This window comes from Alteromonas sp. M12 (assembly GCF_037478005.1).
In the GTDB taxonomy this organism is placed as follows: Bacteria; Pseudomonadota; Gammaproteobacteria; order Enterobacterales; family Alteromonadaceae; genus Aliiglaciecola; species Aliiglaciecola lipolytica_A.
The window spans coordinates 2080519-2096207 of record NZ_CP144164.1 but is presented as its reverse complement, the minus strand read 5'-3'; the positions used below and the strand labels follow the sequence as shown (position 1 = coordinate 2096207).

The 15689-nt window shown below is 38.8% G+C and carries 11 protein-coding genes; 6 read left to right on the top strand and 5 right to left on the bottom strand.

Annotated elements, in window-relative coordinates:
- Positions 1-83 precede the first annotated feature (83 nt).
- Positions 84-3140, top strand: coding sequence for a TonB-dependent receptor (locus VUI23_RS08980; RefSeq protein ID WP_342807925.1), 3057 nt, complete (start codon positions 84-86; stop codon positions 3138-3140).
- Positions 3141-3514: 374 nt separating this feature from the next.
- On the top strand, positions 3515-4912 hold the full coding sequence (locus VUI23_RS08975; protein WP_342807924.1) for an FGGY family carbohydrate kinase: 1398 nt from the start codon (positions 3515-3517) through the stop codon (positions 4910-4912).
- Positions 4913-5076: 164 nt separating this feature from the next.
- Here VUI23_RS08975 and VUI23_RS08970 read toward each other — a convergent pair whose 3' ends face one another.
- Genes VUI23_RS08970 through VUI23_RS08960 form a run of 3 tightly spaced genes read right to left on the bottom strand, consistent with a single transcriptional unit; the run spans position 5077 to position 7892 of the window.
- The gene (locus tag VUI23_RS08970) at positions 5077-6450 is read right to left on the bottom strand and encodes an NAD(P)(+) transhydrogenase (Re/Si-specific) subunit beta (protein ID WP_342808267.1); all 1374 of its coding nucleotides are present in this window, start codon (positions 6448-6450) and stop codon (positions 5077-5079) included.
- A gap of 18 nt (positions 6451-6468) precedes the next feature.
- Positions 6469-6744, bottom strand: coding sequence for an NAD(P) transhydrogenase subunit alpha (locus VUI23_RS08965; RefSeq protein ID WP_342807923.1), 276 nt, complete (start codon positions 6742-6744; stop codon positions 6469-6471).
- Positions 6744-7892: an NAD(P) transhydrogenase subunit alpha gene (locus VUI23_RS08960; RefSeq protein ID WP_342807921.1), complete on the bottom strand. Its 1149-nt coding sequence runs from the start codon at positions 7890-7892 to the stop codon at positions 6744-6746. The genes VUI23_RS08965 and VUI23_RS08960 overlap by 1 nt, the downstream gene beginning before the upstream one ends.
- Positions 7893-8599: 707 nt before the next feature.
- On the opposite strand from VUI23_RS08960, the gene VUI23_RS08955 reads away from it, so the two are divergent.
- Complete coding sequence (locus VUI23_RS08955) at positions 8600-10270, top strand: glycosyl hydrolase family 28-related protein (RefSeq protein ID WP_342807918.1); 1671 nt, start codon at positions 8600-8602, stop codon at positions 10268-10270.
- 80 nt (positions 10271-10350) lie between these two features.
- On the opposite strand, the gene VUI23_RS08950 is transcribed toward VUI23_RS08955, so the two are convergent.
- Both VUI23_RS08950 and VUI23_RS08945 read right to left on the bottom strand, forming a co-directional pair.
- On the bottom strand, positions 10351-10989 hold the full coding sequence (locus VUI23_RS08950; protein WP_342807916.1) for an RpiB/LacA/LacB family sugar-phosphate isomerase: 639 nt from the start codon (positions 10987-10989) through the stop codon (positions 10351-10353).
- Positions 10990-11225: 236 nt separating this feature from the next.
- The gene (locus tag VUI23_RS08945) at positions 11226-12596 is read right to left on the bottom strand and encodes a BNR repeat-containing protein (protein WP_342807914.1); all 1371 of its coding nucleotides are present in this window, start codon (positions 12594-12596) and stop codon (positions 11226-11228) included.
- A gap of 239 nt (positions 12597-12835) precedes the next feature.
- Between VUI23_RS08945 and VUI23_RS08940 the strand changes: the two genes are divergently transcribed.
- From VUI23_RS08940 to VUI23_RS08930, 3 genes are all read left to right on the top strand, one after another.
- A complete protein-coding gene (locus tag VUI23_RS08940) occupies positions 12836-13765 on the top strand; it encodes a hypothetical protein (protein ID WP_342807912.1) in 930 nt (309 codons plus the stop codon).
- Between the two features lie 24 nt (positions 13766-13789).
- Positions 13790-14959, top strand: coding sequence for a hypothetical protein (locus VUI23_RS08935; RefSeq protein WP_342807910.1), 1170 nt, complete (start codon positions 13790-13792; stop codon positions 14957-14959).
- Positions 14960-15147: 188 nt separating this feature from the next.
- A complete protein-coding gene (locus VUI23_RS08930; RefSeq protein ID WP_342807908.1) occupies positions 15148-15645 on the top strand; it encodes a YgjV family protein in 498 nt (165 codons plus the stop codon).
- Positions 15646-15689: the final 44 nt, after the last annotated feature.

Below are 15689 nucleotides of genomic sequence, written 5' to 3'. Positions count from 1 at the left end.
TTGTATTTAATTTGTTTGTTATTTGTTATTTTTGTGCATATATTTATTGCTCCACCAACGTTAATGCTAAAACGGAGCGAAAAATGGAAGCAAACACGCACAAAAAGAAATTGGGTATTGCACTTGCTGTCGCATCAGCACTATATGGAACGTCGATAACATCGATAGCACAAACTACTGGCACAGAAACAGAAAAATCAGATGACTCAGAGACTGAAATAATAGAAGTTTCTGGTATCAGAAGCGCATTGGCGAGTGCGCTTTACGAGAAAAGAAATGCCGCTAACCTAAAAGAAGTGATTCAGGCTGATGATATAGGCAAACTCCCAGATAATAATCTTGCTGAAGTACTTGAAAATATTACAGGTGTGCAAATTGATAGAACAAATGGTGTTGGTACGGGAGTACAGATACGCGGAACTAACGCAAACCGTGTAGAAATTAATGGCGTATCTACGGTTACTTCAGGCAGTGGACGAACGGGTATTAGTTTTGATGATTTACCTGCCGCACTTATCGCGTCTTTAGAAGTAACTAAAGCGTCAACAGCGAAAACAGTTGAAGGCTCAGTGGGCGGGACTATTAACTTACGCACATTAAGAGGGAACAGCCTAAAAAAACGCTTAATGCAATTTAGAATACAAGCAGAAAATAGTGATTTGGCAGATAGCACGGTACCCAGAATTTCCGGAACATTTGGCAACAATTGGGAGACCGATTTTGGTAAAGTGGGTATTGTTCTAACTGGTAGCTATGCCGAGCAAGATGTTGCTTCCGCAAACCCACGATTTGACCGCGACAGAGTAGTATTATCAGATTCAGGATTAGCAAGTGCTGAATCATTTCCATTTTTAAGAACCCAGTTCCTAGACCAGCCACTTAATGCGGCTGATTATGAAACCAAAAACTTAACCGCATCCTTTGAGCTTGAAAAATCATCTAACTTAAAATTTTATTTTGATGCAACCCTAAACGACCAAGAACGTGCACAAAAGAACTCGCGCGCTTTCTTTTCAGGTACGGGTGGTAATCCAGTTATTAATGCAACTACAAATACTGGTTTCGAGAGTATAGATTTAGGTAGCGTTGATGGCCGTTACGGCACTTTAGATCTTGGTACAGTACAGGTGGTTACCAGTGGGATTTTGGGTGTAGGCTCTGAACAAGTCGGCGGTTTAGAGCGAATAGATCCAAATTTGCGCACGAGTAACCAGAATTCTACTCGTCTTACAGAAAGCACTGTGTTTGCATTGGGAAGTGAGTGGACCGGAGACATGTATACACTTGTCGCAGAAGTATCATATTCAGATTCAGAAACACATAGTCCTTCGCTCAATTCTGAGCTCGATTTTATTAACCCACATAGCACCCAGCCTGGACCTGATACCTTTAACGATAATGGTACACCTGCAATATTTAATATTGCTAACAATACCTTTGAATTCGGCATTGCACCAGGTTTAGCCGAAACGCCTTCAAGCGCCGAACTACTAGATCCTAGTAATTACGCAATACGCAGCATTGGCCAAGGTTTGGGCGGACGTAAAGGAAGTGAAGGGGCTGCTCGAATTGATTTCACTTACGATGTATCTGAAATAAATTCATTTTTTTATGATGTTGATTTGGGAGTTCGCTGGAACAAAACTTCCAACTCGAATAATAGCATATCGTCAAGTAACAGCTTCGGTAACTGGAATCGTCCAAGAGCTGATTTGTTTGCAGATATTGTGCTTCCAGGCGCAAATAACTTTAATGATGCAGATGGTCGAACCCTATTTATACCTGATTACTTAATTATAGATAACGATGTATCGTTTAATAATCCTCAATTAGTACTCGATACTATAAACCAAGCGATTACTGCCAATAACGCATTATATGGTGAGGAAGTTAACCCGCAATTAGCCACACCACAAATACAGATATCGTCATTTTTTGATATAGAGGAAACAACGACAGCTTTATATGCTCAAGGCAACTACAACCTTGAATTAGGTGACACTATTTTAAGAGGGAATGTTGGTTTGCGCTATGTAACTACTGATATTGAATCACGTGGAACAAGTGAAATAAATGGTGAAGTAGTGCCTAGTACTGAATCGACGAGCTACAACTTTCTACTTCCAAGAATAAACCTAGCAGCTGAATTAACTGAGCAACTCGTTGTACGAGCTGGAATAGGTAAAGATATACGTCGACCAGACTTTGATTCATTATCAACATCTACTACTTTTGGCACAAGTGCATCTGGGATTGTTAACGTAGGCAACCCAGCACTGGAGCCTGAACAAATTTGGTCATACGACTTATCTATGGAGTATTATTTTACAAATTCTAGTTTTGTAAGTATTGGTGCATTTCATAAAGAGCGTGAAAACCTAATTACCAGTATTCAAGATCAGCCTGCAGAACCGATAGGGGAAACTGGACAAATTGAACGTGATGTAACTGCTCCTTGTGAAGGAGGCGGAATTTTCAATCCAAACGTACCGGCTGAAAACTATAACGTATTTTCCAGTCGAACCGACACAACCGGTATTTGTGTAATCAAGCGTAGCCAAATTAATGCTAGTGGCACAGAGACACAATCTGGAATTGAAATTGCCGGTCAATTTGATTTGAGCGGATATGAAGATGAATTAGGATGGGCTTCGGGTTTTGGTATAATCGCCAACTATACGTATCAGAAATCAGGTGAAGCTCTTGATGAGTTCCGTGATGCAACCAATCCGATCAACCAATTATTAGGTAGAACCGATACCAATAACAGCACTGCAACATTAGCTGATGACGTAGTGACAGAGCGCATTACTTTAGATAATTTATCTGAAAATGCGTACAACATTACAGCATTTTATGACAAATACGGTTTAAATGTACGTATGCGGTATACTTGGAGAGATGCATTTACGCAGTCTGAAAATGTCATGCGATTTAACCTTCCTCCGGTAATAGGTGCTCGAGGTCAACTTAATATGAGTGTCAATTACGATATCAACGAAATGATCTCTGTGGGTGTTGAAGGGGTCAATTTAACTCGCGAGGATCGTACAAAATGGTGTTTTAACGAAGATACCTTATTGTGCGAACAAAGCTTAACCGACCGCCGAGTTACTCTCGGGATGACGGTAAAACTCTAAACACCAACGTTAGATCATCCGTTGTAATAAAAGACTTAATTGCTTAATGGCTCTTAAGTCTTTTTTGTATTTAAAACGACAAATCAATATTAACTTAAAGTGATTTATAAAGTTAACTAAGTAATCAATACGCTAATCTTACTCCACTACCTTAACCACTGTTTATATATTGAGGCTACACAAACGCCATCGCATTTTGCCACTCCAACACCTCCAAAAACAATCAAATTATTGCAAAACAAATCACCTAGAGTTAACATGTTGTACAATTGAATGAGTGATTTCGCTATTAAGTATTACACAATTGTTAAAAATTAATAATTGACCATAAAATCGCTTATATATAACAAGTAAAATAGAAACGGAAAATTGATATGTATTACAGCTTAATTCTCGACATTGGGAAGACAAACGTTAAATTGCACCTTCTCGATGAGAACCGAAAATCCGTATTTAGTGAATCTAGAGCTAATAATATATTGTCAAAAGGTAAGTTTCCGCATGCAGATGTTGATGGTATTTTTGATTGGATGGCGTCAGTTTGTCAGCGATTGACAGCCCAATTCGAAATTACCGCATTCTCAGTCACTACACATGGAGCAACAGCTGCACTGATTGATAGAAATAGCGAGGCATCATCTAATGGTTTAGTTTTACCTGTTCTTGATTACGAATATTCAGGTATTGGTTATGCTGAATACGATGATTTAAGACCTGAATTTTCTGAAAGTTTATCGCCAAAACTCCCTGCAGGTTTAAATCTAGGTAAACAATTATTTTGGCTACAAAAAAGATACCCAGATGCATTTAGCAAATGCACTGATATTTTAATGTATCCACAATATTGGGTTTGGAGATTAACCGGGCAGCGATGCACTGAAGTTACATCCTTGGGTTGCCATACCGATTTATGGGCACCATTAGCCAACGACTATTCAAGTTTAGTGAAAAAAATGAAGTGGCAAACGCTCTTTCCTGAGATTGTTCCAGCCTGGCAAAATATCGGAAAAGTTAGCCCTTCCGCAGCAAAACTAACAGGTCTTAGTACATCCTGTGAAGTTTTCGCAGGTATCCATGATAGTAACGCAAGCTTTTTACGCTACAAAATACGTCAAAACGATAAACCTTTCACGGTTATATCAACCGGCACGTGGACAGTGTTGATGAGCTCAGGAACCTCTACCTCTTGTTTATCCGCAAAACGCGATATGCTTGGTAATGTGGATGCAATGTCGTCCCCTATTCCATGTGCTCGATTTATGGGTGGACGAGAGTTTGAAAAAATCTGCGCCATGTTAGGTGGCGCTTTTGGTGATCCTGTAGAGTCTTCGGTGTTGCAAGAGCTAATCAATAAAGAAGTTATGGCAATTCCTGACTTTAGTGGAGGAAGCGGTCCATTTGGTGGGCATACCCCGGCCTTTATAGGTGAAATTGAACCAAAGCAAGGAACCGAAACGGCTACGTTATATTGTGCACTAATGATCGATTTTCAATTAGACTTATTGCAATCAAAAAGCGATATTTATATTGAAGGAGCCTTTCTACAAAACCCATTGCTGTGCTCGATAATAGCGCAGTTGCGCCCAGGACAACCTGTTTGGCTTTCTGCAGATAACACCGGAACCGTGCAAGGTTGTGCTTCATTAATTGACTGGCAGAAAATATCCAGCAACTCACCGTTAAAAATAGACCTAAAACCGGCAGTTCCAACACGATTGACGAATTTGAAAAACTATAGAGATCTTTGGCGAGAGCGAGTTCAAAATAGTTAACAGACTAACCTTCATTTTAGTAAGTCTACCTTAACCATTTAATAATTATGAGGTAAAGGGTATAAGCAACGTTATACCCTAATCTCCTCAGCGCGTGGTTACTAATTTTTTTATTATTAATATCCATTCATATGTCACAAAACATAAATACATAGTCGTGACGCCTAGTCGGAAAACTGTCTGATAATCGTATTAATAGTATCTTTTGCATCACCAAATATCATACGTGCATTGGATTTGAAGAATAATGGATTATCTACACCAGCAAAACCCGAAGACATTCCTCGTTTCAGGATAAAAACATTTTTTGCTAAATCTGCATTTATTACAGGCATTCCGTAAATAGGGCTCCCTTCCATATCTCTTGCTGCAGGATTAACTACATCATTCGCGCCAATAACAATAGCGACATCAAAGTTTTCCATACGAGCGTTTACTTCATCCATTTCCAATAACACTTCGTAAGGCACATCGGCCTCGGCGAGTAATACATTCATGTGCCCAGGCATGCGTCCGGCAACGGGGTGAATGCCATATACAACTTCAGCATCGTTTTCTTCTAACAATACCTGAAGTTCTTTCATAGCATGTTGAGCTTGAGCAACCGCCATACCATATCCAGGTATAACCAAAATTGACTGTGCAGCCTCCAACACGAAGAATGCATCTTCGGCCACAATGGGGGTCACTTCACCTTCAATTTCAATTTTATTTGATGCGTTGTTTTTAAAACCAGAGAATAAAACATTGCTTAAAGACCTATTCATTGCTTTACACATTATACTTGTCAAAATTATACCACTTGCACCAACCAACGCCCCAGCAACAATGAGTAAGTTGTTATTAATTGCCAATCCAGCTGCACATGCAGCCAACCCTGAATAACTATTGAGTAAAGAAATAACTACTGGCATATCAGCGCCACCAATTGGCAACACCAACATTACTCCGAGTACGAGACAAAGAATTGAAAAGCAGATAACAAACTCAATGTTTTCTGGCGCGACCACAACTACGCCTGCCAATGCACATATACTGACTAAAATAAGAACATTAATAATTGCTTGTCCTTTGAAAACAGTAGCACCACTGCTTACAAGCTTAGGTATTTCACCACTTAGCTTTGCCCAAGCGATAATACTTCCGCTAAAGGTAATACTGCCAATCGCGACTGCTATTAACATAATGGCCAAAATATAGGTTTCTATCTTTTCTCCAGCCCAAAAAACGGCTAATGCGACTAATAAACTAGCCATCCCCCCCACTCCATTGAGTATTGATACCATTTCCGGCATTTTGGTCATTTCAACGCGCTTTGCCATAACTGCACCAATTAAACTTCCTAAAATGAGCGATACTGCTATCCACTCGTAGGAGATAATTTGCTGATCCAATAGAGTCGCAACAATAGCAACTAACATTCCTAAAGCTGACAATGTATTCCCTTTTCTTGCCGACGAAGGATGACTTAATAGTTTTAGGCCAAATACAAATAAGACCACACAAGCAATGTAGATTGCGTTTATCATAAATTCCATACTTTCCACGATGCGTCCTTATTTACCTTTAAACATTGCTAACATACGGTCTGTTACCATATAACCGCCAACAACATTAATTGTTGCCAGCATTACTGATACACACGCGAAAACTTTAGTAACAATCGTAAACTCACCTCCGGCATATGCTAATGCCCCCACTAAAGTAATACCTGAAATTGCGTTAGCGCCTGACATTAAAGGGGTATGTAAAGTTGCTGGAACTTTACGAATAAGCTCAAATCCTAAAAATATGGCGAGTACTAAAATGGTCGATAAATATATAAGTGACATTAGTTGCACTCCTGTGTAAGTAAGGCTTTTATACTTGGATTAATTAATTGGCCTTTATGAGTGATTAGTGCTGTTTGCAGAATCTCATCACTTAAGTCGAGTACTGGCCGTTTTTCCTCCTCGTTCCAGAATTCCATCAATAGCGCTTGTAAGTTATTGGCATACATTTGACTCGCATGGAAGGCTACGTTGCTACTCCAGTTCCCCATACCAATTATAGTAACCCCCTCATAAACAACGTTTTCTCCTGCGACAGTTCCCTCAACGTTTCCGCCAGATTCCGCAGCCATATCAACAATGACACTACCGGCTCTCATTTGACGAATAACGTCTTTTTTAATTAGTAAAGGCGGTTTTCGTCCAAATAGCTGTGCGGTAGTGATAACGACATCGGCGTCTTTAATGCAGTCGGCTTGTGCTTTTTGTTGTAATTCAATCTGCTGTTGGCTTAGGGCATTTGCATAACCTTGTTCGTTCTGGCCAGTTTCACCTAAATCTATTTCTAGAAATTTGGCACCTAATGAACGAACCTGTTCTGCAACAGTTTCACGAGTATCATAAGCAATAACAGACGCACCCAATCTTTTTGCTGTAGCAATGGCTTGTAAGCCTGCAACTCCAGCGCCAATAACAAATACTTTTGTAGGTTTAATCGTGCCTGAGGGTGTCATCATCATAGGAAAGACTTTAGGTAAAGCAAACATTGCTTGGGCAACCATTACATAACCAGCTAAACTGGCTTGTGAGCTCAATGCATCCATTTTCTGACACCGACTACTTCTAGGTATAAGCTCCATACTCAGCGCTGAGCGTCCCGATTTTTGTAGCCAAGTGATATGATCCAAGGCGTTAAAGGGATCTAGAAAGCTAATACAGCATGCACTAGTTTTACTTAGCTCCAACTCTTCCTTCATTAAAGGATGTATCGAAAGTATAAAATCAGCATCGTTAAAAAGCCGTGCTCTATCAGTCTCAACTTTTGCTCCAACCTCAGCGTATTCAGCATCAGAAATATGGAGTTTTTCACCAATTCCGCTCTCAACACAAACATTCATACCGAGCTTTACAAACGCTTTAACATTACTGGGTAAACAACTACATCGCTTCTCGTTATCTACCTGTTCTTTAACAAACACTACCGTGCTCATCGCGTCTCCTTAGTTAACTATTAACTGTAATTTATATGTTTACTCGCTTTACAGGCACGAGCCGACCTCCTGACCGTAGCCAAGATTCTCTGTCGGAGTATTTAGTTGTTAGAAATTTTATTTATTTCTTTTGTTATTAGTCATTGTTAATTTTCAAGCAACTGCTTGCTGAAAACTTTAAGTAAAAGTTGACACTCAAGCTCTACTGTCATCTTTCAAGCATTAGACAATAAACCTAAATGACTCGAAATGCAATATTTTGACTGAATATGATAGATTAACATATTCTAATTTTCTCACTCAGTTTTGGAAATCTATAACAAGAATATTGCTGATAAGTTAATCAAAAAGTAGAGAAGACCATTAGATTTGCATAGAATTTAACGGTTAACTTAGTGGAAAATAAAATTTAATAGGAATAAAGCAGAGAGTTTTTCAAAGTTTGAATTAGTTAAATTAGTCCCTCCCCCCCTTCTTCATACTATTCAAAGCGAATAAAAGATTGTTATTGACTACTATTGACTATAATCTATTGTGAACATTACGTTAACAAGATGTTTATAGATTAATGTTCTCTACTCCTAACTATCTTTCACCAAAAAATATCGCTGCAAAGCAGTTTCATAAGTAGTTGGCAGTACAAGTCCGAAAATGTGAATGTTTTATCGCTTTACTTAATGAATAGGCTGATGAAAAGGAACGATACAATGAAAGTTTATATTAATAAGATTTCGCCAATGATTATGGCGACTGTGTTACTTATCTTTTCAAATATAGTAACCGCTCAGACTATTCCTGAAATATTGAATAACTCTGAACATTTTTTACCTGATTTTTCTTATGCTGGTTATAAATTTGGTATGGAAGAAATTCCAAACACCACACCAGTGGTAATCCATGTTACTGACTATGGAGCGATAGCAGACGACGAATTGGACGATACCCACGCAATAATAAAGGCCATTGAGGCAGCAAATAATATTGAGAGCCCAGTAACCGTGCGGTTCCCTAAAGGAAAATTTATCATCACTGAAATTATCGAAATAACGCGTAGTGACTTTGTATTACAAGGAGCTGGGCGAGGAGATTCTGGAACCATTCTTTATTTTCCAAGACCTCTAAAAATGGTAGATGATGGCGGTAGACTGAATGAAATTCGAGAATACCTTGTCAAAAATAACAAACGTCAAATCGAAAAAAAACATAACCTCAACGTATTATATTCAGAATATTCATGGACAGCTGGCTTCATTTGGGTGGGTGAAAAAAACAGATTAGGATTCAACTATTTAGACGAGTATAGTGAAAAACCACCGGTTTCATTGTCGGCTGGACTTGAAGGACAACAAGGACAACGCGAAATAAGAGTAGAAGACGGTAAACAATTTAAGGTTGGACAACGTATTCAAGTCCTTTGGCATAACCGTCAAGGTAAAGATGGCGCGCTTATTAAGTCTTTATACAAAGATACAAAAGTTAAAATTGGCTCTCGTCATTGGACGAGGTCAGAATATCCGCTGGTACAGCAGCGAACTGTTATCGAACACGTAAATGGAAACTTAATTACTATAGCCGATACCTTGTTACACAATATCAACTCAACATTACCCACAAATATAGCTGCTTGGTCACCACTTGAAAATATTGGGATTGAAGATTTTAAATTTGAATTTCCGAATGCGCCGTATTTTGGCCATCATGTTGAACAAGGATACAACGGCATATATTTAGTAGGGTTAGCTGACAGTTGGGCACGTAATATACGCTTTATTAATGCCGATAGTGCGGTTATAACCTACGATAGTGCTAATTTAACGATCAGTGATATAGTTACTTCAGGAAAGCGCCAAGCTCACTATGCTGTGCATATGGGTAACGTACATAATGTTCTCGCCCAAAACATTCAAATATTTAATCCGGTAACTCACTCGTTAACCTTTAATACGCAATCTACACGTTGTGTATATAAGGATTCTGAGGTATTTGTACAACCAAATTTAGATCAACATGCCGGTGCTAACCACCAGAACTTGTTTGATAATATTACGATGCATATCAATGCTATTCCCGGAGAAAAGCATGCATCATATCCAGTATATGATGGTTCTGGTGCAGGATACTGGCAACCTGGACATGGTAGGTTTAATACCACGTGGAACCTTAAAATTGTGGTTGAAAGTGGTGCGCCTGGCATGCAAACACTGCATGTTGAAGGATTAGAAGAAGGTCCTGATGCTCGAATAGTGGGTCTTTCCGGTAATCGGCCAATTACCCTTGAATATGTGCCAACGCCCTATGTAGAAAGTTTAAATAAACGCATCGACTCTATCCCCTCGCTATATACTTTTCAGCTTACACAGCGAAAAAAGAGAAAGTAACCTCTCAAATATGTAACGATTAGATGTTTCGTAGGCAAGTAAGCCATTATTAAACTTACTTACCTACGTCATCGTTAGAATTAATTAATAAGTGATTTTACGTAGTCAGATAATTCTTGCTTTTTACAGTTCTCGAAAAAGCATTTCTGAAAACGTTCACCCGAAACAGCTGTTTTCATTAATGACTGGTCAATACTTTTAAGTGTTTCTAAAAAGTCAGATTTTAAAACAGCGGCTTTCACTTCTGCTAGAATCCCAGCATTTTTCACTTGCGGTTCTTTTCTTTCTTTTGGATAACCAGCTCCACGTTCACCTGTTAGCGCCTTTTCAAACATATAACGTAAGTTCAGTTCTGCCCCCCAACCAAATCCTTTAGCAAAAGCAAGCGCAAGGGCGTTACCATTATTGATTTGATTAAATAGGAAAGCATCTGATGGATCTAAACAGTAACCGCAATAAACACCTGGATGTAAGTTAAGCGACATCATCGCACCTTGACCGGTGCCACAACCCGCGACTACAAAGTCGACAGCTTTTGAATTAATTAATAGACTTGCCATTATTCCTAAGTGAATATAGGTAAGGTGGTGGTCATTTTCGCTATCCATACCCACGTTGAATACTTCATGCCCCAAAGGATCAGCTACTGTTTTTAACTCGTTTAAAACAACAGGGTTTTTACCTGCTTGACTATTTTCCATCAATAACGCAATTTTCATGTGGATATCCTGAAATTAGTTAGAATAAATATTGATACAGAATACTAACATTGATTAACTTTGAACTAAATTGATTTCTTATGGCAGAAGCCGAGCAAGAATCTACTGTATAGATAATTTCTTAAACTAAATAATCGACAACAGGCCTGAAATTTGAATTTATTGTTAGCAACTGGTTAGTTGTACTTACGCCAAACAATATTGGCGTAAGTCACTGTAATTATGCGAAGCGCTACTTATTTGGTCTCATGAAGCATCAAAACACTTGGAGCTGATATGATTACGTGCGCACGGTCTCTATTTCCTGGCTGACTAATCCAAGACAAATAATAACTTCCGCCAGACGGGCTTCCATCGCCCTTACCTTCAAAAACGTGTTGTTCCAGTGGAAGACTTGTTGAGTTTTCAAGTAAGCGATTAGAAGCTTGGCTAATTCCATCTATCTGAGGTGGATGCATATGCGACTTTTCAACGCGAATAGTATTAAGGGTTTTGCTATCTAAAATAAATCGGAATATATCGTCATTTTTGCGAACTTTCACGGCAAGTAAATTTTCATCTAACACTTCTGCAGCAAAAGGTTCGATTAAGAACTTGCCGAGTGATCCTGAGCCCCCAAACTCCCAACGAAAATCTGTCCAACTGCTTATTTGTTGGCTTTTCCATTCCCTCCCCTGTTTACGTGTTACGTAAATTTGAGTATTACCTTTTTCATCGTATTTATGGTAAGTCACAATAGGGTTTTGGTTCTGGTCAAAACCGATTTTTACGTTTCCGTTGATCATTCCGCCGAATGGTGGAACCGGCGCTATTATTTCGGTCTTATCAAGCGTTATTGGTAATGCTAAGGATTCATCATTTGAATCAGTCCAGCTAATTAAGTCTTTGCTTTTCGCGTAAGATAAACTGTGATTTGTTGCAGCATTAGGTGTATTTCGCCACACCCAAATTAGATGAAAGTCACCGTCTGGTCCTCTAACTGGGCCCTCGAAATAACCGCTCATTTTACCTTCACCATCTAAAAATTGGTTTTGATGAAGCTTTGACCATTTTTTCGATTCAGTATCATATATATTGTAAATTTCGTTACCATTACCACTTCCGCCATCTCGATATTTAACAATTAGTTCGCCTTCCTTGTTTAGCAAAAAAATAGGGTAAGTCATGCGCTCCTCTACAACTCTATCTACCATTACGTTGATACGTTGCAAACTTCTCACTTGAAAAGGTTTTGAGGTTCGAAAATATTCGATTGGGTCACCATGCATATTTCCCATTACATGCAAATGACCCGACTTGTCTAATTCCATCGTAACGTAGTTATGGCTATCCCAACCTAAATAACTATCTACTTTGTAGAATCGCCAGGGTTTCCCGAGCATTCGATGGGCTACCGTCATTTGCCGATTTGCGTCAAAATACGCAACAAATTGATGCTCACCTCGAGTCAATAGAAAGGGTTTAATTCGGTGTGCAGACCATACTGTATCTATGGCTTCAGAATGTATTACCTCATCAGATGCGTGGGATTTAAATGCATTGATTATTAGTAATAGGCAAATCAAAAATGCAGTTCGAAGAGTCTTGAAAGGAATTAATGCGTTCATTTATTTTAATCTCTTAAAAAATTTAGTGATGATTTGTTAAATTGTTAAAACTCATTTACAATCATATTAATTCATTTTAGGTCAGATAAATATCATTTTTATCAATCGGTTTTCTATTAGCCTAAATAAGTGGATTAAAAAGGGCAAAACACTTGGTTTACTGCGCCATGTCCATGCAATTGCGTTAACTAATAGTTAGAAGAGTTAGCATTTAATTTTTTAAGATTGAGAAAAGTATTATGAAACAAATTTTGATGCCTATTATTCTGCTATGCGCATTATTAAGCGTCTCTTGTGGTCAAGCTGACCCTAAGCTTGGTGGTGATTCAAAAGATTTATCTGTAAACCAGTTTGAAAATCAACTTAAAAATATCAATCCTCCGAGTGGCCGTTTAGCCATAGTCATTGATGGCAATTCTCCCGATCCGGACGATATCGGAGCGACTCCCGTTATGTTGGCATTACTTCAGAAAACGGGATTGTCATCTAACTTAGTTCACTTATCTCACTCTTGTGACTTGGACCCCTTTAGAAATAAAGCTCGATTTCAGATTGATTCTAAAAACGAGCTTCGCCGGCAAAATAAGCTAGATGAACTTAGTAAAAAAGGTCTGGAATTATTTGGGCCATTTACAAATTTGCGGAATGTTTATAATTGTCGTCAAGATCAAGTTGGGGCAACCCAAGACCTAGTTGATGCAATCAATTCGTCATCCCAAAATGATCCGCTATGGATCGTTGAAGCAGGAGAACCTGACCTCATTGGCTATGCGCTTGAATCTGCGCAAGCAAGCAAGCGGCAATATGTTCACGTGGTTTCTCACCACCCTGCAAATGATAATAGTGGCGATTATTTTACTTGGCAGCAAATTTTGGATTTTGGCGTCCGCGAGCATCAAATAGGTGATCAAAATGTTGGTTTACAGGGACCTACTACAGACTGGGATTGGGCTAAAAATCATTCAGATGAAGGTATTGATTTTATTTGGGAAATGATGGCCTATGCTGAAAAAGACGGCGTTGTTCCCTTTCAAAGTAATAAATTCGATTGCTCTGATGCAGGAATGATTTATTGGTGGATAACTGGAGCGAACAAAGGCGGCAATAAACACGCCACTCCAGCTGAAATAAAAGACATTCTACAAATAGACACGATGAATAAAGATTAGTAGCACTTAGGTCATTTACTGAAAATGAAATTAAGACTTTTTTACCTATTTATAGTTAATGCTATTTTTGCAACAGGCATCAATGCAGCACAATCTCATCGCGAGCATTCAGGCTTGTTAATTGTGGAAGCAGAAAACTTTGCGTCTCAACACTTAGATAGCAAAAGACGATGGATTGTGTTCTCCAAAAACACTCCAACGCATAACTATTCCGATGCTGACCAAACTCATTATCATGATGCTAGCAATGGTAGTTATATTGAATTGCTCCCTGACACACGGAGTAATCATCACGAAGAACTAATTAGGAACGAAAATTTCACGAACCAAGCCGGCACTATGGCTGTGCTTAGTTATCCAGTTTATTTTGAAACACCCGGAAAATATTATGTTTGGGCAAGAGCATATAGCACAGGTAGCGAAGACAATGGTATACATATCGGTTTAAATGGCTCATGGCCAGAATCGTCACAGCGATTGCAATTATGCCAAGGAAAACATGCTTGGACATGGTCGTCTGCTCAAAGAAGAGACACAAATCATTGCGGTACTCCAAATACAATTATCATCGAAGTACCGCATAAAGGTGTGCATACCCTAATGGTATCTATGCGCGAAGATGGGTTTGAACTCGACAAGCTACTCCTGACACAAGATAAAAACTATCAACCTAATGGCAAAGATAAAGCGGAAACGCTTGCCTTTTACAGCTCATTGCCAGAAAAAACGGAGCTATTGGAGATCAAAGAATATACACGAATTCTGTATGCCAAAGACGACTTCACAATAGAAAACACGGGAGAAATTCCCTACTACCGACATAAGGCAGAAAATGCGTTAGCGATAAATGCGGTTAATGCGGCTTTTCGCAATAAATTCGCTCATGCCGAATATAAGGTGCAAGCTAAAGAGGATGGCAAGTATACACTTACCTTAGTGACACTTGCCGAAACAGACGGAGAATCATCCTATTCTGTTTCAATAAATAATAAAGTAATAGGCCAGTTTACCAACCCCGAAACGGAAGAAGATTATCAAGAAATCTACTTCGATATGGATGGAGTAGAGCTACAAAAAGGCGATACAATAAGAGTATCTTCTAAAGCCGTAACAAATGGAAAAATACCAGAAAATGGCGGTACGGCTTTCGCTAGGGGCAGATGGCGCGCTTTAGTGATAAACAGAGATGATTAGTAAAATATGTTGACCTAGAATGCCCTAATTACAGTAAGCTGAGGTCAAATTATTTTCACATTACTTATCAATTTGTATACTGCGTTTTTACGATATGTTAAAGCGTAAAAAATTCTACAGAAAAATGGTCCGACTACATTATCCCGTCGAACACACTGGTTAATCCCTTCATTAAGGTCATGTGAAATTTGGACACGCATATAGTAGGACAACTAATTGGCGGGATAAGCTTTCTGTTAGCAATCCTTGCTTATTATCAGAAAAAAGATGTTACGTTAAAAGCATTATTAGCGATGTTCTTTTTGGTACATGCTTCCCACTTTTATTTATTGGACGCTACAGTTCCTGCGCTCCTTTGTTTACTGAGCATGGTAAGATCTATTGTTGCAATTTATACCCGCTCTTATACCACTGCATTCGCATTTATTTTTATTACGATAGTCGTTGGTTTATACAACTATCAATCTTATTTGGATTTTCTTGTCATACTAGCTAATGTGATTGGCGTATATTCTTTGTTCTGTTTGCATGGTGTAAATATGCGATTAGGCATCATAGCAGGCGCATCTCTGTGGCTAATCAATAATATGTTGATTGGTAGTATCGGTGGTACCTTGATGGAGGTTTTTGTGATAACAACAAACATTACAACAATACATAGAATCAAAAACTCTAAGCTAGCGTAGTTAAAGTAACCATGTTGTTGTACCTAACGAATCGCACAAAGGTT